11 protein-coding genes are annotated in these 19,952 nt (G+C 57.4%); 8 read left to right on the forward strand and 3 right to left on the reverse strand.

The genetic code is table 11. The features are described from left to right. The first annotated feature begins 106 nt into the window (after window positions 1-106). Complete coding sequence (locus OHL21_RS20570; RefSeq protein WP_263419182.1) at window positions 107-1,192, forward strand: alpha-L-fucosidase; 1,086 nt, start codon at window positions 107-109, stop codon at window positions 1,190-1,192. 189 nt (window positions 1,193-1,381) lie between these two features. Here OHL21_RS20570 and OHL21_RS20575 read toward each other — a convergent pair whose 3' ends face one another. Then, a complete protein-coding gene (locus tag OHL21_RS20575; protein ID WP_263419183.1) occupies window positions 1,382-2,197 on the reverse strand; it encodes an AraC family transcriptional regulator in 816 nt (271 codons plus the stop codon). 83 nt (window positions 2,198-2,280) lie between these two features. Between OHL21_RS20575 and OHL21_RS20580 the strand changes: the two genes are divergently transcribed. From OHL21_RS20580 to OHL21_RS20595, 4 genes are all read left to right on the forward strand, one after another. Continuing rightward, complete coding sequence (locus OHL21_RS20580; protein WP_263419184.1) at window positions 2,281-3,111, forward strand: phytanoyl-CoA dioxygenase family protein; 831 nt, start codon at window positions 2,281-2,283, stop codon at window positions 3,109-3,111. A gap of 80 nt (window positions 3,112-3,191) precedes the next feature. Then, entirely contained in the window at window positions 3,192-4,541 is a 1,350-nt protein-coding gene (locus OHL21_RS20585) for an MFS transporter (protein WP_263419185.1), read from the forward strand. Next, window positions 4,541-7,009: a glycoside hydrolase family 31 protein gene (locus OHL21_RS20590; RefSeq protein ID WP_263419186.1), complete on the forward strand. Its 2,469-nt coding sequence runs from the start codon at window positions 4,541-4,543 to the stop codon at window positions 7,007-7,009. The genes OHL21_RS20585 and OHL21_RS20590 overlap by 1 nt, the downstream gene beginning before the upstream one ends. Further along, window positions 6,994-9,048 (forward strand): right-handed parallel beta-helix repeat-containing protein, encoded by a 2,055-nt coding sequence (locus OHL21_RS20595; protein ID WP_263419187.1) that lies wholly within the window; start codon window positions 6,994-6,996, stop codon window positions 9,046-9,048. The genes OHL21_RS20590 and OHL21_RS20595 overlap by 16 nt, the downstream gene beginning before the upstream one ends. Before the next feature lie 160 nt (window positions 9,049-9,208). Here the strand turns inward: OHL21_RS20595 and OHL21_RS20600 are convergent, their stop codons facing one another. After that, a complete protein-coding gene (locus OHL21_RS20600) occupies window positions 9,209-9,970 on the reverse strand; it encodes a sugar phosphate isomerase/epimerase family protein (protein WP_263419188.1) in 762 nt (253 codons plus the stop codon). Window positions 9,971-10,220: 250 nt separating this feature from the next. Here OHL21_RS20600 and OHL21_RS20605 point away from each other — a divergent pair, with 250 nt between their 5' ends. The 3 genes from OHL21_RS20605 to OHL21_RS20615 all read left to right on the forward strand — a co-directional run bounded on the left by OHL21_RS20605 (window position 10,221) and on the right by OHL21_RS20615 (window position 16,122). Next, window positions 10,221-11,462 carry a glycoside hydrolase family 28 protein gene (locus OHL21_RS20605; RefSeq protein WP_263419189.1) on the forward strand — a complete coding sequence of 414 codons (1,242 nt, stop codon included), beginning with the start codon at window positions 10,221-10,223 and terminating at the stop codon, window positions 11,460-11,462. Window positions 11,463-11,464: 2 nt separating this feature from the next. Continuing rightward, window positions 11,465-13,381 (forward strand): glycoside hydrolase, encoded by a 1,917-nt coding sequence (locus tag OHL21_RS20610; RefSeq protein ID WP_263419190.1) that lies wholly within the window; start codon window positions 11,465-11,467, stop codon window positions 13,379-13,381. Window positions 13,382-13,689: 308 nt separating this feature from the next. Next, window positions 13,690-16,122: a glycoside hydrolase family 95 protein gene (locus OHL21_RS20615; RefSeq protein ID WP_263419191.1), complete on the forward strand. Its 2,433-nt coding sequence runs from the start codon at window positions 13,690-13,692 to the stop codon at window positions 16,120-16,122. A gap of 69 nt (window positions 16,123-16,191) precedes the next feature. On the opposite strand, the gene OHL21_RS20620 is transcribed toward OHL21_RS20615, so the two are convergent. Then, a complete protein-coding gene (locus OHL21_RS20620; protein WP_263419192.1) occupies window positions 16,192-19,755 on the reverse strand; it encodes a TonB-dependent receptor in 3,564 nt (1,187 codons plus the stop codon). Window positions 19,756-19,952: the final 197 nt, after the last annotated feature.

Here is a 19,952-nt window from a genome sequence, read left to right on the forward strand (position 1 = left end):
TCACTTGTGAAATATATTTTTTACTGAAGGATTGACGGGCAATCTGTATGGGGTCCATATTGGGTCAGTTCTCCGGCATTACGTATGACGTTCGTAAAGGAGCACCATGGATCTCACACGCCGCACCACTCCGTCACGTCGCAGCTTCCTCGCAGGCAGCGCTGCCGCTCTCGTTGCAGGATCTCTCCCGCTCCAGGCATTGCAACCGGCACAGAACCCGGCATCCGCCAAGGAAAGCAGTCCATCTACGGGCCGAGCCGCATGGATGCAGGACCAGCGTTACCGCTGGGGAGTGATGACACACTATCTCTCAGACTGGAAAGCTCGCGATCACAAGCTCGACATGACTATCGAGCTCTGGAACAAGCTGGTGAATGGGTTCGATGTGGAGGCTATGGCGAAACGCCTCCATTCCGTGGGGGCCGGCTATTACCAGATCAGCATTGGCCAGAACTCCGGTTACTATCTCTCTCCGAATGCGGTGTACGACAGGATTGTCGGCAACAATCTCAGCAAATGCTCGCATCGTGACCTGGTAGGCGATCTTTACGAGCCGCTCAGGCGGCACGATATCAGATTGATGGTCTACCTTCCGTCCGGCGCGCCGGCGCAGGACAAAGCTGCTGTCGCTGCCCTGGAGTGGTCCAACGGACCGCATGCGAACAAGAACTTCCAACGAAAGTGGCAGCAGATTATTGAGGAGTGGTCTCGCCGCTGGGAGCAGAAAGTTGCCGGCTGGTGGTTCGATGGTTGCTATTTTCCGAATACGATGTACCGCACCGCAGAGGCGCCCAACTTCGCCAGCTTCGCAGCAGCCGCCCGGGCGGGAAATGCTGCTTCCTGCATTGCGTTCAATCCGGGTGTGCTCTATCGCTTCCTTTCAATAACTCCCGAAGAGGACTTCACCGCGGGTGAGATCGACAAACCGGAACTTGTCGCCATCCGCCGAGCCGAAAAGGGGGAGGTTGATGGAAGCCAGCTCCACATGCTCAGCTTCCTTGGAGAGAAGTGGGGTTCCGGAGCACCGCGCTTCAGTTCCGAACAGATCGTGACCTACACAGGAAATATTCTGGGCGTCGGTGGCGCCGTTACGTGGGATGTTCCGGTAGAGCTTGATGGGACAATTCGTGACGTCTTTCTCGATCAACTAGCTGCAGTCAACAAGGCATTCCCAAGAGAAGCAAAGGCATAATCCATGCTCCTGGATCAGCGAGAGTAATTCCCTGCCGTTGAGCGATAATGGCTGACGTATTCGATTCCAGGATGGGAACTGCGCAAGCTTAAGCCGCCCTTCCCTGCCATTGCAAGGCCGGTTCAGACAGCACCATCGTGCCAGTTTGGCCGTTGCCCTGAATAGATCCTCTAGGCCTTTGCAGGCGTGTCAGCTCGCGTCACCACGGCGATACTCTCCCGGGGCGCATCCCATAATTCTTCGGAAGACGCGGTGGAACTGGGGATAACTACCGAACCCGGCTTCCAGGGCGGCATCGAGCATCGTCTGCCGTTGCCCGTTGCCGTAGATATCCAGGAAACGATCAATCCGCTGACGGTTGCGGAAGTCCACCATCGCAAAGCCGGTCTGTTGCTTAAACAGGCGGCTCAACCGTGCAGCCGACAGTCCCGATCGCCGCGCCAGTTCGTCGAGGTTTAATGTATTGTCCTCGTCGCGCAGCAGGCGGGCAGCCCGCTCCACAGCGGGATGGACATCGCGTACCGGAACCGTGCCCGCCCGCTCAAAACACTGCCAGGCATACAGCAGCAGGTAGCTGAGACCTGCATTCAGAAATCCAGGCTGCTTCGCTCCCGCCAGAAGATCGGCACAATGTGCCTCCATGCGCGACAATTCCTGCGATGTCAGGCGGCGGCAACACTCGCCTTCGCGGGAGAGTTTCAGTAGCGGGGTACTGAACTCGTCGATGGCAAAGCGTTTGACGGCACGGCGCTTGAAGACCGCGATCCACATCTCAAAATCTGCCGACTCTTCAAAGAGCACATGCTCCTGCGCGGGGAACAGCCAGATCAGATCGCCGCTGCGAATTTGGTATTTCCGGCTTCCCAGAAGATAACTGCCCGTTCCGCGGGTGACGATGTTCAGTTCCAGCTCGGCATGGTGGTGGCGCCGGTTGGTCCAGCCCAGGTTGTGGTACAGCCAGACGTTTCCATCGAATTCCGGACGAATTTGCAGGCGCTCGCGCATAACGGTGCTCGCTACGACAAAATACGATAACAACTAATTTCAAAAATGAGAAGCCAAAGGTAATCTCTACTACGTAGATTGCAATGCGTATGGCGATCATTACGGAACAACAACGCGAACTGTACCGCACAGAAGGCTACATGATCCTGCCGGGCGTCATTCCTCCGGAGATGCTGAGCATGTTGCGTGAGGAGTGCTCTTACTACCTCGGCTATTACGATTCCATGATGGACGCCAAAGGCGTTCAAACGGAAAACATCAGCCACCGTGGCAAGAGATACTTCATCAATAACCGCTACCGTCTCAGCTCCCGGCTGTGGCGCTTCGTCTTCAGCGATCTTATGGCCCAGGTGGCTGCGGCGACAGTCGGCCCTGACGCTTATCTCTTCCATGAACAATGGGTAGTCAAAGGCGCCGAACAGGGTATGAAGTTCGCCTGGCACCAGGACTCCGGCTACGTGAAGTGGTACAACCCAACCACCCAGCACAAGCCTTACGTGACCTGCTGGTGCACGCTGGATGACGTCAGCGAAGAAAACGGCACCGTTTATCTGCTGCCCCATTCGCGGGGCGGAACCCAGAACAGCATCATCGACCACACCAAAGAAGATGGCACCAACGACCTGATCGGCTATACAGGCAATGATCCCGGCGATGCGGTCATCGTCCCTGCCGGAAGCATCGTCGCCTTTGACAGCTATGTCTTTCATCGCAGCGGGCCGAACAAGACGAACAATATGCGGCGTATTTATCTTCCCCAGTACAGCGCGACGCCGATTAATCGTCCGGACGGCAAGCCCTGGGCCATGGCCACTCCATTTCTGAAGGATGGCAAGAATATCTACAATCACGCTGACGATACTGCAGAACAATACGGCCCCTTCCCCGAACCATCGAAGGAAAAGGTCGCCTGATCCTTGGATGACAGGCCGCTGGCGAATTGCCGTCAGCGGCCTTTATGCTTTGTAGCCGTTCGAAGAAAAGGGAGAAGGGTGTGCTGAAGACACGTCTAAGTTATGCTGCCAGCGAAGTCGCGGGCCAGCTCATCTTTTGCGTCGTCTCGTTTTACCTGCTGAAGTTCTATACCGATGTCTATGGCATCTCCGCGGCTGCCGCGGGAACCATTCTGCTGGCGACCCGCTGCCTGGATGCGGTGGACGCTCCGCTTTGGGGCATTCTCTTCGACCGCATCCATAGCCGGCTTGGAAAGAGCCGCCCATGGTTCCTCTGGCTGTGCAGTCCGTTCGCCATCTTCGGCGTGCTTACCTTCCTCACACCGCATCTCAGCGGCACGGCAAAGGTTCTCTATGCCGGTGTTACCTATGCCATCTGCAGCATCCTTTACACAGGCATTAATACGCCCGTCACATCCATTCTCTGCGGACTCACTTCAGACTCCCGCGAACGCGTCACGCTTACGACCTTCCGTATGTTCGGGTCAAAGCTCGCCGTCCTGTTCGTCAATCTGACTGTCCTGCGCCTGGTGGATCGCGTTGGAGGCGGCAATGACCGTAAGGGATTTTTGATCGTTATGTCGCTTTACGCCGTCGGCTCCGTACTGCTTTATCTGACTGCATTTCGGAATCTGCGGGAGGCAGTCGTGGAAGAGCACAAGAAGATCGCCCTGCGCGAGAGCCTGCGCGCGATCCGCGGCAACCATCCCTGGCTGATCACCTTCGCAAGTGGTCTCTTCTTCTGGATCGCCTTCATCGCCCGCATCTCGGCGGCACCCTACTTCTTTGAATACACGCTGCATCGCCGCGATCTCATCTCCGTTGCCAACAGCCTGGACTTCGTCTCTCTGGGAACGGTCTTCCTGCTTCCCTGGCTCTGCCGCAAAACATCGAAACGCAATTTATGGACTGCCGGCCTGTTGGGCTGTGTCGCTGGGCAGCTTTTGCTTGCAGCCGGAGCACGCCTATATTCCGTGCCACTCATATTGACCGGCTGGGGACTCGGCTTTTTTGCCAGCGGCGCGGCCATGGCGATACCCTTCACGATTCTGTCTGACAGCGTTGACTACGGCGAATGGAAGTGCGGCATCCGGGCAACCGGCTTTCTTACTGCCATCGGCTTCTCCTTCTGTTTGAAAGCCGGCAGCGGTCTCGGCGGTGCAATTCCCGCCTGGATTCTGGACCGTTATCACTACATCCCACACGTCCAACAGACGGCACAGTCGCTGCATGGCATCAACCTGAGTTTTATATGGCTGCCGGCGGTGGCCTACGCTATGGCAACCATTCCAGTCCTCTTCTACCAGCGGTATGAGCGGCTGGAACCGCAGATCCGCAAAGACCTTGAGTTGCGCCGCGCCGCGGCCGTAGCCATGAGTGCGGGTATCTGATGTTCCAGCTTGAACAACGTCGCGGCGATGCTATCTTCGTCTCGGGAGCTCGTCGCCTTCGACTGAGCTTCCCCACTGAAGCCACTGTCCGCGTCACGTACACGGAAGACAGCGCCTTTGCCGAGCGCAATTCTGCCATCGTCATAGTCCGTGAACACGTATCTTTTAGCGTTGAGGAGGAGCAGGATCTTTATCGCCTCTCAACAAACGCGATCGAAGTTTCTGTTTCGAAAGCGAGCGGAGCTCTAACCGTAAAGGATTCTCAGGGCAAAGTTCTTCTCCAGGAACCCGACCGAGGGGGCAAGTGGCTGACGCGAAAGAAGGTCTATCGCAATCTCTTCTCCACAACACAGGCCATCACCACAGGGCAAAGTATCGATGGCGCACGTGCAGCCGCGGAATCTTTTGAGACCGTCTTCGATCGCGAGGCCTTCGAGGCCAAGCTGGAGTTCATCTTTGCCGAAGATGAAGCTCTTTACGGACTGGGATCACACGAGGAGGGATACGGCAACCTTCGTGGCCGTTCCCGCGAGTTGTATCAGCAGAATATGAAGGCGGTCGTGCCTGTACTGATCTCATCGCGGGGATACGGAGTCCTGCTTGATTGCGAATCGCTGATGACCTTCCACGATGACGCCCTGGGCTCCTACTGGTGGGCCGATACCGTCGCCGAGCTGGACTACTACATCTTTTGCGGAAGCACGCTGGAAGCGCTTTACGGACAGTACTACGACCTTACCGGCAAGCCGGCGATGCTGCCGAAGTGGGCTTTGGGATACGTGCAGTCCAAGGAACGCTACGTCAATGCCGAGGAGCTCCTCGCTGTCGCCAACGAATACCGCAGACGCGAGATTCCTCTCGACTGCATTGTGCTGGACTGGAAGAGCTGGCCCAACGGCTCCGGCTGGGGACAGAAGAGCTTTGATCTAGCCCGTTTCCCTGATCCGTCCGCCATGACTCGGTCGCTGCACAACATAGACGTACACCTGATGGTATCCATCTGGCCCATCATGGCCGGCGGATGTGAGAACCAAGTCGAGCTGCAGCAGAAACAACAGATGCTCGGTAATCAGTCGACCTATAACGCCTTCGATGACACGGCACGAGCCACTTACTGGCAGCAAGCGAAACGCGGGCTCTTCGATCATGGCGTCGACGCATGGTGGTGCGACTGTACGGAACCCTTCGAAGCAGACTGGGCCGGCGCCGTAAAACCCGAACCGCATACCCGGCTGCGTATCAATACCGATGCTGCGAAGAGATACATCGACGAAGCCCGCATCAATAGTTTTTCTCTCCTGCATTCGCAAGGCATCTACGATGGCCAGCGCAGTGCCACGGAAGATCGCCGCGTACTGAACCTCACGCGGTCGTCCTATGCCGGCCAGCATCGCTACGGCACAATTACCTGGAACGGCGATATATGCGGGACCTGGGAGACGCTACGGCGCTGCATCCCTGAAGGCGTGAACTTCTGCGCCACCGGCGAGCCCTTCTGGACGACCGATGCCGGAGGCTTCTTCGTCGCCAATGATCCTGCGCTCTGGTTCTGGAGCGGTGACTACAACGATGGCTGCCGTGGACTCACTCCCATGGACGCTCTGCAGCCAGATGCTGCTGACAGCGGCTGCCGCGATAAGGCATTCTGGGAGCTCTACGTTCGCTGGATGCAGTACGCCTGCTTCCTTCCGATGATGCGATCTCACGGTACAGACGCCGCCCGCGAGATCTGGCGATTCGGTGAACCCGGCGAGCCGTTCTATGATGCACTGGCTGCGATCATCCGGCTGCGCTCCCGTCTTGTGCCCCATCTCTATTCGCTGATGGCTGCCGTCTGCCGCACCGGAGCTCCCATGCTTCGCCCCTTGGCACTGGAGTTTCCCGATGATCCCGTTGCAAGGCAGATGGACGACACTTTTCTTTTAGGCGATTCCCTCCTCATCGCTCCGGTAGTCGAGCCAATGTATTACGGCCGGTCATCGCAGCAGCTTGAAGGACGCCGGCATACCCGCAGAGTCTATCTACCGGCATCATCTGACTGGTTCGACTTCTGGACAGGCATACCTCACGCGGGAGGGATGTGGGTCAATGCCGATGCGCCACTTCAGACCATCCCGGTCTTTGTCCGTTCCGGCTCCATCCTGGTGCTGGGACCAGTGCGCCAGTTCGTTGGACAGTTCCCAGAGGCGCCATACACCGTACACGTTTATCCCGGTGCAAATGGAACCTTCACGCACTATGAAGATGCCGGCGATGGCTACGCCTATGAGCGGGGCGACTATACCCTTACCCACTTTCGCTGGGATGATTCACAACAACAGTTGACCGTTTTGCCCCGCGAGGGCAGCTTCCCCACGATGACCGCATCCCGCGAGCTGACGATTCAAATCTACGCCGATGCAGGAGTGAAAACAGAAACAGTGCGCTATGACGGCGCAGAGGTTCAGATACGATGCACAGAACAATAACCGCTATCACCTTGTTGCTGACCGCGGCCTCCCCCCGGGTCCTGGCTCAGAAGCTCGCCCCCGATGCCGTCATTCTCTCCATTGCTCCGAACGGCAACGATAGCAACGACGGCTCGGCCGGCAAGCCGCTGCGTACCTTCGAACGAGCACAGGCAGCCGTGCGAGAGATCAACCGGCAACATGATGTCGTCGTGGAACTAGGCGACGGGATGTATCGCATCGCCCATCCACTTCTTTTCAATGCCGCGGACGGCGGACAGAACGGCCATCAGGTGGTATGGCGTGCAGCGAAGGATGCAAAGCCCGTAATCTCCGGCGGTATGGCCGTCACCGGATGGAAGGTCTTCGACCGCGCCAAAAATATCTGGGTTGCTGACGTGCCCACAGGAACTGACAGTAGCGATCTCTGGGTAGACGGTCATCTTGCGCCGCGCGCACGCGTAGAGCTTCCAAGAACCGACGTCACCTTTACGCGCGAGGGCCTGACACTCCACGACGCCAAGTACAACTATCTGGCCACGCTTCCGGACCCATCCCGCATTCTCGTCAGTGGAACCGGCTTCTTCACTGAGCGTTTCTCTCCGGTCGCACGCATCGACGGCATGAAGATAGTGATGCAGCAGCCCGCGTGGGACAACAATCTCTGGGGATACGACAGTCTTGCCTTCCCCTACCATCCGGAGCTCGCGCATCTCTATCTCAGCAATGCACTGGCCTTCCTCTCTGAGCCTGGCCAGTGGTACATCGATCCACGCCAGGGCAAGCTGTATCTCAAACCGTCAGCCGGCGTCGATCTCGCCAGGGCCGATGTTGAGCTTCCGCGGCTCACCGTACTGCTCTCGATCAGCGGCAGCTATGACACACCCGCCAGGAATCTGAGCTTCCGCGGCATTCGTTTCTCGCACACAACCTGGATGGGCCCATCTTCTTCCGAGGGCTATGCCAGCCAGCAGAGCGGTTCTTACCTGACGGGCCGCGCCATCGCCTATCCTGCCGATCCGCTAAGTACCTGCAAGTTCGGCTGCCCCGAGTTTGAAAGCGTACGCAACGAATGGCAGCAGATGCCGGCAAGCGTCCAGGTCTCCGCGGCAGAACGCATCACCTTCGAAGGCAATGTCTTCGCGCATCTCGGTCAATATGCCCTTGGCATCGGCAATGATGCCGACGCCATGCTGAGCGGCATTGGCCTCGGAACCGGCGATATCACGGTGACGGCGAATATCTTCACCGATCTTGGCGGAGGCGCCATTCTTGCCGGTGGCGTTCATCGTGACGCCCACCATCCTCCGCGCCCGGAAATGGTGAACCGCCAGCTCATCATCCGCAACAACCGCATCCGCCTGGTCAGCAAGACCTTCCGCGACAATAGCGCGATCCTCAGCACCTACATCACGCAGGCCATCATTCTGCACAACGATATCTCCGAGGTGCCGTACGACGCCATTGATATCGGCTATGGCTGGGGGATGCACGATGCCGGCGGCAATCCCAACTACCGCGTGCGGATGCATGGCTATGACTGGAAGGCCAATCTTGTCTACGCCACGCCAACCACGCATCGTGACACCGTCGTCGCCAGCAACCGCATCCACGGAGCCAAGCGTTTCTTCCACGACGGGGGAGCCATCTATAACCTCTCCGCCAGCCCGGGAACGCTGATCACCGAGAACTACATCTTCGACAACAGTAAGATGATCGGCCTCTATCTCGATGAGGGCTCACGCTACATCACGGTCCGCCGGAACGTCGTACAGGATCCCGACAGCGAGTGGCTGAACATCAATACCGTCCGTGCCGCCTACCCGCTTCGCATCTCACCCGACAACACTGCTGACTCGAACTGGCACGACGGCACCAAGATCGGCGGCATGTGGACCAACTATCAGAACGACCTGATCCTCAACGATCATCTGGTCAGCAACGGCCAGTGGCCCGAAGAGGCGCAAGAGGTCATGAAGAGCGCCGGCATCGAGCCTGAAGCTGGTCCGGTTGCCTATGATGATGCGCAACCCGGAGCCGGCGAACCTGCCAAACCATAGTCCGCTATACGGAACCATGCACCCCGGATTGCACATCGCCGGCCGTTTAGAGCATCTTCCCTGTTGCTGGGTATTCCGGAAGGGCCGTGCAGCGACGTTTTCATTGCGGAAAACGCCCATAGATGCGGAAACCCCACTCGATAACTACAGGGCGAATGCTCTACTTCGTGGATTTCGCCGCCTCGGCAAAGCACTGCTGAGCGATGGTACGCAGCAGCAGCGATTGCTGCCAACGATCGCTTTCTTCCTTCCCCTGGAAGGTACGCGCGTAGTAGATGTCGGGCGCGAGCAGCTCCGGGGTGAAGGTGAAGAACTCCTGCTTTACAGTCTCCGCTTTCAGATAGCGGGTGAAGACGTGCGTCCACAGCGTCTTGAAATGGTCGATGTACGGATGCTCCGCCGAATCTCCCGAGCCGAGATCAACCTGAATCGAGCCGGGGTTGCCAATCCGTCCATGCATGAACCGCACGCACTCCAGCATCGGCTTGATGAACTCGAACTTCGTCTCGAAACCTCCGTAGACCATCTCCTGGCCCGTATACCAGTGCGAGAAGTCGCCGTTGAACTCCAGCGCCGGAAAGCGACGGTGAAAGCCCACGGCGCGCCACATGTCCTGGAAAAGCGTCGCGCGATGCGTCTCCACATACATTGGAACCGAGTGTTTCGCCGAGGCGTTCAGTACGGCCTCAATCAATCGCACTGCATTATCGTCATCTTCCAGGCCCCACCCCACGTGGAGTGTCAGGCACTCCAGCCCCATCAGGTGAGCCTCTTGCGCAACACGGACAGCGTCCTCGGGCACGTTCACCCGCGCCGCGGCACAGACTCCCAGCCCCTGCTTCAGAGCTTCTTCCAGCTCTTGCGGTTTCGGCGAGATATGAAACTGTACGCCGTCATAACCGGCCTCGCGGATCGCCGCCATCGAGCCGCCCGGAAAAGGCCCAAGACCGACGAGAGCCAGAGTATTGAAGTAGCAACGAAGAGTACGTTTTTCAGAACGAATGACAGCACCTCAAGCCAGATAAGGTCAGGACACGAACACGCGCGTGCAACTTTCGCGTGAAACTCCTTATACTTGTTTTCCCGCAACTTTGTCTGAAAACAGGTTTTTGAATATGAAAATCACACTTTACCCTGAACTTCCCGATTTCAACTCCAGGAAAATCGTGTCGATGATATTTCAATCAGTTGCGGCGGCAGCTCTGCTTTACTCGGCGACAGCCTTTGCTTCTACAACCTGCGATGCTCGCCAGATGGGCGCCAAAGCGGATGGCGTGACTAAAGATACCGCCGCAATCCAGAAAGCGATCGACGCCTGCGCCTCCCAAGGTGGAGGAACTGTCGTCCTGCAGGGAGGCACCTTCCTCTCAGGCCCGCTCGATCTGAAGAGCCACGTGGCCCTCTCTGTCGCGAAAGACACCATGCTCAAGGCCAGCGAGGAGATCGATGATTTCCCCGTCCGTGAGGACGCCAAATGGCGCCGCATGGCGCTGATTCATGCCGATCACGCGGAAGATATTGCAATCACCGGCGAAGGCACCATCGATGGCAGCGGACAGGGCTGGTGGACCCGCCATCTGAATCGTCCCAAGGCATCGCCCGAGCCACCGCGGCCGATGATTGTCGATATCACCCGATCCAAAAAGATCCGCATCGAGGGAGTCACGGTCCAGAACTCGCCGATGTACAACATCCTGACCAATCTCTGCGACGGACTCACGGTGCGGAATGTGCGCATCCTGAATCCCGGCCGCAAGGCGCCGAATACTGATGGTATCGATCCGCTCTCGACCTCGCACGTCCTGATAGAGCACGCCTACATCGACACCGGCGATGACAACGTAGCCATCAAGAGCGGATTGGTTGATCGCGGAGAACCTATCGTCCCCAGCCGTGACATCACCATTCGGGACTGCGAGTTTGTCCATGGACACGGCCTCTCCATCGGCAGCGAGCTGGCCGGCGGTGTACAGCATGTCCGGGTCGAGCGCGTCGGCTTCAAGAGCTCGGATCAAGGCATCCGCATTAAAAGCGCCCGCGGACGCGGAAACGATATCGGCGACTTCCACTATAAGGACATCACCATGGAAGACGTCCGCACCGCGATTCAGATCACGGGCTATTACACCGGTTACAAAGCCGACGATCCAGGTGAGCCTGTCGCAGAGCACACTCCCCGCTTCCATGACATTTACCTCGAAAACGTAACCGCGAAGAACTCGCAGACAGCCGTGCAGATCCAGGGGCTCCCCGAGGCTCCAATCCAGAACCTGCAGCTCAAGAACGTTCACCTGCAGGCGAAAAAGGCAGGTGTCGCCCAGTTCGCAAGGGGGAAGGCCGAAGGGTTCACCGTCCAGGCTGAAGACAAGGTAGTTCGCGGCAAAGGGCTCGCTGTGGAAGGGTGGACAGAATAACCATGAAACACAGATGGCATCCATGGCCTACTGCCGCTGTTGTTGCAATGGTCACCGTTCCAATAACGGCCCAGCAGCCGTTGCAACTTCCCGATACCGCTGCTCCCGCGATAACGCAGGCAGCAGACCGTTTCGAGTTTGCCGCTGACGGCCCTGCCGGGCCTGGATGGACACGTCCCAACGAACCCGCCCGGAAGTACTTCCATGAGATGCTGCCGGCGCTCTTCAGCCGCACCATCGCAATTGAAGGTGATCTCCCGCCGACGGCTACACTGCGCTGGATCTTCACCGGCCCCCACGCCGGCCTGACAGTCGAGCTCAGCGAAGGGAACGTCAAGCTTTCAGAGCGTTGGTACGACAGCACGCAGTTACTGGGAGAGAAAGGCACTCTCATACGGCAGGAAAAGGCCTTTACCGGACACCCTCGCACTCTTAAGGTTGTCGCCGATTCGCATCTCTCCGTACATGTTCTGCTCAACGGGCAAGATCTTTTGCAGGCCCCAATGTACTTCGATGTACAACGGCATCAGATGATGCTGGTCGCTCCGCGCACGCAACACCTCGTCGTCCGCGGGGCTTTGCTCGCATCGGAGATCAAAACTGCAGCGCTGCAGATCGATCGGGACAGCAAACAGCAAACCATGCTCGGCTTCGGCGGCAGCCCCGGAATTCCGGCCTATGCGGAGCTGAGCGAACGCGGTAAGGCCGAGTACTGGCACCTTATCCACAAATACAATCTGCTGCTCCACCGGGAATATCCGATGGGCACGGAGCTCAAGCAGGACCTCAGCAACTTCGACGATCTCTCATCCGCTACACCGCACTATTACGGCGACAACTTTCCTAACGGAGAAGTCAGCAACTTCGAGTACTCGCGTCGCATGCTTGCGCTTGGCGGCCACGTCATTTACGAGATGTGGGCTCTGCCAAAATGGGCAGAGAAGCCCTACGACGGCCCAGTCAAGATCATCGACGCCTGGAAGAAGCCCGTTACGAAGCAGGCTGACGTGGAACAGTATGTCCGCATCGTTGTGGCGTATTGCCGCATGGCTACTAAAAAGTCCGGCAAGCCGCCAATGATCGTCGGCATTCAGAACGAGGTCGAACAGATTCCCTCGGTCTATGCCGAGATGACAAAGAGCCTGCGCCGTGAACTGGATAAAGCTGGTTTCAAAGACGTGAAGATCCACATGGCCGATGCTCCCTATCTATGGATGGGCGTCGGCCGGGTGAACGATCTGAAACAGGACACTGAAGCCTGGCAGGATACGGACTATGTCGCTAGCCACGTCTATGACTGGCAAAAGTATGCCGCTGGTCCTGACCGCTACGATCAGCAGCTACAGGCGATGCGCGCTGCGATGGGCGACAAACCCTACCTGGCCACCGAAATCTGCCTGAACGACGGCAAGCTGCAGGAGCCCAGCTATCGCGTCGCCTTCCAGGTGGGACAGCTCTACCACAAGCACCTGACCGAGCTGAATGCTATTGCCCTGATGTACTGCTGGACGATTCTCGATGTCGAACAGCCCAACTTCGGTGCCTCCCGCTCTCTACTGATTCCCGACAAAACACACGGCAATATCCCGGTTACCTCCAGCTTCGAGCTCCGGGTTCTCGGCGCCTATAGCCGCCATATTCAAGAGGGAATGTGGCGTGTCAACGCCACGGCTCCCGGCAACCCGGATCTTCTGGTCTCAGCATTTGCGGGAGACACCGGCAAAAAGACGATCGTCCTCTTGAACCGTAGCACCGACACCACTCGCGTCGAGATTCCCTGGAACACATCCTGGCGCCAGGTGGAGCACGTTACCCAGTACGAAGAGAACGAGGTAGCTGCAGCAAAGCCTGGCTTGCGTGATGTCGTTGTCCAACCTGGAGAGATCTTGATCGTCTCGACGCTGGAGGGAGGCAACTGATGCTACGCCGTCGCGATCTGCTGATCAGCCTGGGAGCGACTGCACTCCATCCGGGCTCTGGTCACAAAGTAATATCCCGGAAGCCTCAATCTCTGTGGACTGGAAGACCGGAAGACATGAAATCCCGTCCGAGATCAGTGCTCTCAGCTACGAGTCGGCGCTGGACCCATGGCACGCTGCGGGCTAGCCCCGAATTCGAAAGCGAACAAGGAATCACATTGCAACCCTTGCACATCAGTAAAACCTCTATCCTCGATCTGCCTGCGCATGGCGCAGGCGTCGTGTGGAAACAATAAGGAGATATATAGATGCATCTCTCACGCCGCGGCTTTCTGCGCGACTCCGTCCTGGCCGGCATCGCCGTCACATCCAGACGAGGCAGCGCCATCACTACCTCCCAGGAGAAGCCTCGCTATGGCCTCTGGTTCAATCATCCTGCCCGGGAGTGGCGCGATGCCTTCCCTGTGGGCAATGGCCGTCTCGGCGCCATGGTTTTCGGCGAGCCCGTCCATGAGCGTATTCAGCTCAACGAAGAGACGATCTGGGTGGGCGAGAAGCGCGACCGCAATAATCCGAATGCAGCCGAAGGCGTTCGCCGTGTCCGCGAGCTGCTCTTCGCCGGCAACGTGAAAGAAGCGGAAGCACTTGCGATGAAGGATGTCATCGCCGTTCCCACGCGCATGCCCTACTATCAGACGCTGGGCGATCTGCATCTGCACTTCGATGGCATTACAGATATCTCGCAGTACCGCCATCAGCTCGACCTCGACTCCGCCATCGTGACAACGAGATTTGTCAGTAATGGAGTCACGTTTGTCCGTGAGGTCTTCTCGTCTGCTCCGGACCAGGTCATCATTGTTCACCTCACCGCCAGCGTTCCCGGCAAGCTCTCCTTCACGGCGGCGCTGGACCGCCCAGCGAATGCGACCACCCAGGTCGTGGGCAGCAAGCGGCTGGTCATGACCGGTCAAGCGCTGCCGGTGAAGCCAACGACCGACCCGGCAACCCAGGAACGTCAAGTAGGTGTCCGCTTCCGCTCCGAAATGGTGGCCCTGAATCGTGGGGGCCGTATCTCCGCGGCAGACAATACGCTCAAGATCGAAGGAGCAACCGAAGTTACGCTGCTTCTGTGCGCCGCAACCGAGATCAGGACGCAGGATATGGAAGGGGCCTGCCGCCGCTATCTCACCGTAGCCTCGGCACCGTTCGCCGAGATCAGGCGCAGGCACATCGCTGACTATCGCCAATTCTTCCGCCGCACCGACCTTACGTTGCTGAACACACCCGATCCCAATGCAGGCGTACCAACCGACGAACGCCTGAAGCGAATGAAAGAGGGCGAGGATGATGTCCACCTGCTGCCTACCTTCTTCCAGTTCGGACGCTATCTTCTCATCAGCAGCAGTCGTCCAGGCACGATGGCAGCAAATCTACAGGGCATCTGGAACGATGCACTTGATCCACCGTGGGGCTCGAAGTTCACTATCAATATCAACACTCAGATGAACTACTGGATCGCCGAAGTCACCGGTCTCGGCGATCTGCACTTCCCGATGTTCGATTTGCTGGACGCAGCGCACGCTGCCGGAGCTGCCACCGCGAAGAAGTACTACAACGCCCGTGGCTTCTGCATCCACCACAACACCGACCTTTGGGGAGACGCTGTGCCCATCGATGGCCTCGGTGGAGGCTTCTGGCCGTTGGGTGGCGCATGGCTCACCACTCATCTTTGGGAGCACTGGCTGCACTCCGGCGATCGGACCTTCCTCGAGCAGCGCGCCTATCCCCGATTGAAAGAGACAGCCGAGTTTCTGCTTGGCTATCTGCAAACGGATAAGGACGGCCATCTCGTCGGTGGCCCCTCCTGCTCTCCGGAGAACGGCTATATCCTTCCCGGCACCACGAAAACCAAAGCCAACCTTTGCATGGGACCGACCATGGACCAGGCAATCGCCCGCGGCCTGTTTCGCCAGTTTGTCGCGGCAAGCCGTGAGCTCAATCTCGATGCAGATCTTCGTGCCGAGGTGGAAGCCGCGGAAAAGAAGCTGCTGCCTTACAAGATTGGTAAACACGGACAGCTTCAGGAATGGGCCGAGGACTATGACGAGTTCGAGCCCGGGCATCGTCATATCTCGCATCTATGGGGCTTCCATCCCGATGACCAGATCACACTCCGTCAGACTCCAGACCTCGCGGCCGCGGTCCGGGTCTCTCTGCAGCGCCGTCTCGACGCGGGCAGCGGCAGCACCGGCTGGAGCCGCTCCTGGATCATCAACCAGTGTGCCCGTCTGGAAGACGGCAACCTGGCCTATGACAACATCAAGTGGTTCTTCCGCCAGAGCGTTCGTCCGAATATGTTTGACGTCTGCGGACTGAAGGACAATTCTCCGTACCAGATCGACGGCAACTTCGGTATGCCGGCAGGTATGGCAGAGATGTTGCTGCAGAGCCATGAAGGCGTCGTGCGCCTGCTGCCCGCTCTTCCTTCTGTATGGCAGGACGGCAGCTTTCAGGGCCTCCGTGCCCGTGGAGGCTTCACCGTCAATCTCACCTGGAAGTCAGGTAAGCCATTCTCGGCAGTCGTTCTGGCATCGCGTCCTGGAAAGCTTCGTCTGGCTGTGCCCCATGGCTCACGCGTGGAGAGCGTTCAGTTACGCGGCAAGTCCGCCGGTAAAACCGAAGGAGAAGAGTACATCATCGAAGCGGAGGCCGGTGCGCGTTATTCCATCCGTTTTGCATAAATGACTCTGGATACCAAAAAGGGAACGGGGTGCGCGATGCGCACCCCGTTCTCCTTTGTTCTAGGGAGGTTAGAAATTCAGCCGCAGAGCCTGCTGCAGCACGCGCGGCGGAGTTGATGTTGACGTAATGAGACCGAAGCTGGTGCTGGTGGGCGAAACATTCGGTGCTCCGAAGTTGGTGTGGTTCAGGACGTTGTATGCCTCAAACCGGTACTGCATGTGAATGCGTTCCTTGAAGACATTGAAGTCTTTCAATACAGAGACGTCCAGGTTGTTCGTTCCGTCCTGCCGTCCGTAGAAGAGCGGGAAGGTACGGTAGTTATATGTCGTGCTGGGCTGGGAGTTCGCATCCCGATTGAACTTCGTGGTGTCGAATACACCCTCAACGCGGCGTGCGTTGAACGTCAACGACTTGTCAAACGATGTTCCATTGGCAAAGAGCGGCGGGTTATTCCACTGAATAGATCCACCCGATAGATGCTGGAAGATTGTATTCATCGTCCAACCGCCAATCAGAGCATCGACGACATACGGCGTATTGGCGGCAAATTGCCGTCCACGACCGAATGGCAGGCGGTAGACTCCGGTAATTGAGAGATGGTGCGGAAAATCAGAAGAATTACCTTGATAAGACAATGGGCCACCGGCGTTGAGTTGCTGCGATAGCAGATTCTTCGAATACGTATAGTTGACATTCAAAGTCAACCCATCGGAGACGCGCTTCTGCAGACGTGCCATCAGAGCGTTATAGTTCGAGCTTGAGTCGGGCGCCAACTGTTGCGTTACGCCACTCTGGGCAGTGCCATTACCGAACTGAGGATAGGCCTGTAGCAACACATATTTCGGAACAGTGGTTGCCGTCGCCAGCGTTCCGGTCATACCGGGCGCACCCTTGAAAGGATTGGAGACGGCCGCGCTAAGGTTATTCTGTACCGCGGCATCGCGCGCCGGCGAACGGCTAAGGTACGGCAACAGGGGCACACAGCTCAAGCAATTGCTATACGAGAGATGGACCTGATGATTGCCTAAATACCCAACCTGGAACATCGTGTTCTTGGTCACCTGGAATTGCAGGTCGAGATACCACCGTTCGGAATACGGTATTTTTACCGCACGCGGACGGGTAGTAATTGGCTGGCCGAGATAGGTATTCACCCCTAGCGCATTTCCTGTGGGCTGCAGAATCGGATTCGCTGCTGGAAATGGATTCGAGAGCGAAGCAGCCGGCGTGAAGTTGCTGTTGAGCGAAGCCACCAGAGATGTATTCGAGATATACCCGTAGCTCTGCGGCGTGTAGTAGTCGTTATACGGATTGACGAAGATACCGAAACCAGTGCGGATTACCATCCGGTCGTTGAAGATCGGCGGATTGAAGGCAAGGCCCACACGCGGCGTGATGTACATCGGCGCCGTGGCATATTCATGGCGGCGGGCATCGGATGCAAAGACCAGACCGCCTTTAGCATTGAAGTTCGCCGCCGGAAGCTCCGGAATCGGCGATGCAGCATACTTTGTCGCGGCTGCGCTCGCCGCAGAATTCACGGCATTCGGATCAAAATAAGAGACAGCACGGTTATGGCTCTCGTTGATCGAGGTCTCACTCTCCAGGCGAATACCAAGATTCAGCGTCAGCCGCCGCGTTAGCTTCCAGTCATCCTGGACGAAACCGGCAAAGTAGTGATTGTTGAAAGTCAGGTAGGGACTGATGGTATAGGCGCCGTTCGACGGAACCCCCAGCAGAAAAGAGGCCATCGAGCCGCCAAAGACCGGCCCGGCGAGCGCCGTACCCGCTTTGGTGAAGGTGCTATCGAAACCGAAGTTTCCGGTGAAGTAGTTGCTGCTTCCGGGAGCCGTCGGGGTTGCATAGTTGCGGTTCTGGCGAAGGTCCGGACCAATCTTCAACGTGTGGCGGCCATGCACCCATGTGACCGCGGTGAAGAATTGGATGGTGTCGAAAGCCGTCCGGCTGGGCGACGCCGCACTCAGAGTGGTATAGGCTGTGCCGGATTCACTGAAACTAATGCGAGGCAGCGCGGCGCCCGCACTGGACGATGAATCCAGATAGCTCGGGAAACCGTAACTGCTTGGTTGGACACCGCCGCTGGCAATTGCCGAGTTCTTATAGGAACGGGTCAGGCTGATTCGGGAATCCATGACCACCGATGAGCTGAAAGTATGGACGAAGTCGACCAAACCGCCCTGATAGACCGTATAACTCTTCGAACCAGTGGCAATATTGCCAAAGTAATTGTTCTGGATCGGCTGATACTCGCTGCGATGCACATCGACAAACAGCTTATTGTTGGCATCGATGCTCCAATCGAAGCGACCGGAGTTCGAGTTGTAGTTATTGATCGTGTTGTTGCTGGAATAAAAGTTGTTCTGCCCATCCGCCGTACCGGTCACGTTCGGTTGCGGGTAAAGCGAAAGATATTTCAGCGCGATCTGACTCAGGCGCGATGCCGGGATGATGTTATTAGTGAAGGGCGTGCGCAGAGCCTGACCGGGGCAGTTCGGGTCGGCCGTGCCACTAGCCGGGTCAAAGATCTGATAGCTGTTGTATGTGGCCGTATAACCTGTGCAGCGAGCAGCAGACTTGTTGGCCCCCAGGCCCAGCAGCGCGGAAAAATCGCCATTGCGCTCCGCTGCCGTAGGAACAGTCGTCAACACTGGGCTGGGCTGCGATCCCTTAAATCCTTCATAGGCATACAGGAAGAAGAGCTTGTCCTTACCATTTACCACGTGAGGAATCCAGATCGGACCTGCGATGTGGCCACCGTACTGATTTTGGCGATAGGCCTGCTGCTTGGTCGTTCCCGCGAACCAGCGATTCGGTGCATTGATCGCAGAGAACTGATTGAACTCAGAAAGAGAGCCGTGGAACTGATTCGTTCCTGACTTGGTCACAAGATTGACCGTTCCGCCCGACGTATCGCCGGTAGACGCATCAGCATTGAAGATATCTACCTTCACCTCTTGCACCGAGTCCTGCAGCGGGCTGAAACCGGGCAGGCGTGAGGAATCCTGCATGTTGGGCACGCCGTTCAACAGATACTCGTTCGATTGCGAATTGCCGCCGCCAAGCGAAAAGTCGGAAGCGGCGGAGTTATCGAAGGGCCGAGCCTGCACGACGGAGTTCTTCTGCTTGACCACGACACCGTACATCGTCTTGGCCAGCGCCAGAGGGGAACGGCCGTTGTCGGGAAGGTTCTCGATCTCCTGAGCCGACAATGTCTGCCCGGCCGAAGCCGTCTCCGTCTGGATCAGTGGGACATCGGTGGTTACCCGGACCTCCTCGGTCGTGGCGCCTACCTGCATGGTAACGTCTTCACCAACCTTCGATCCGGACTCAAGCGTCAGGTTCTCATGTACGTAGCGTTGAAAACCATTCGCGGTAACGGTCACACGGTACTTGCCCGGAGCCAGGAACGGTACGGTGTACTCACCCGCGCCATTGCTCGTAGTCATCGAATTGACGCCCGTCTCCATGTTGGTGACAAGCACGGAGGCATGAGGAATGGTCGCGCCCGTTGGATCTGCGACTCGCCCCGTCAGAGTTGCGCGAAACTCCTGGGCTGATATGACAGAGGCACTGGCGAGAAGAAGCAAAAGCAAAGCGGCAAAGCGTTTCATAGACGTGCTCCTGATTGAAAACCAGATTTCATTCATGAATCCGGAACGGCTGCCACACTAGCGAGGTGAAGAAAGAATTGTCAATAAAGAATGAGAGGAAACATAGCGATTTTCTGCAGCTTTCCCTTGAAATTCTCGTATTTTGTCAGAATGTACCGACAAAAAATGCAATGCACATCGACCCCTCGACATTGCAT

This window comes from Terriglobus albidus, assembly GCF_025685425.1.
GTDB classification, from domain to species: Bacteria; Acidobacteriota; Terriglobia; order Terriglobales; family Acidobacteriaceae; genus Terriglobus; species Terriglobus albidus.

Bases quoted from the DNA above. Each gene is read 5' to 3' on its own strand.
- OHL21_RS20570 (WP_263419182.1), top strand. From the start codon at position 107: ATGGATCTCACACGCCGCACCACTCCGTCACGTCGCAGCTTCCTCGCA.
- OHL21_RS20575 (WP_263419183.1), bottom strand. From the start codon at position 2,197: ATGCGCGAGCGCCTGCAAATTCGTCCGGAATTCGATGGAAACGTCTGG.
- OHL21_RS20580 (WP_263419184.1), top strand. From the start codon at position 2,281: ATGCGTATGGCGATCATTACGGAACAACAACGCGAACTGTACCGCACA.
- OHL21_RS20590 (WP_263419186.1), top strand. From the start codon at position 4,541: ATGTTCCAGCTTGAACAACGTCGCGGCGATGCTATCTTCGTCTCGGGA.
- OHL21_RS20595 (WP_263419187.1), top strand. From the start codon at position 6,994: ATGCACAGAACAATAACCGCTATCACCTTGTTGCTGACCGCGGCCTCC.
- OHL21_RS20600 (WP_263419188.1), bottom strand. From the start codon at position 9,970: ATGGCGGCGATCCGCGAGGCCGGTTATGACGGCGTACAGTTTCATATC.
- OHL21_RS20605 (WP_263419189.1), top strand. From the start codon at position 10,221: ATGATATTTCAATCAGTTGCGGCGGCAGCTCTGCTTTACTCGGCGACA.
- OHL21_RS20610 (WP_263419190.1), top strand. From the start codon at position 11,465: ATGAAACACAGATGGCATCCATGGCCTACTGCCGCTGTTGTTGCAATG.
- OHL21_RS20615 (WP_263419191.1), top strand. From the start codon at position 13,690: ATGCATCTCTCACGCCGCGGCTTTCTGCGCGACTCCGTCCTGGCCGGC.
- OHL21_RS20620 (WP_263419192.1), bottom strand. From the start codon at position 19,755: ATGAAACGCTTTGCCGCTTTGCTTTTGCTTCTTCTCGCCAGTGCCTCT.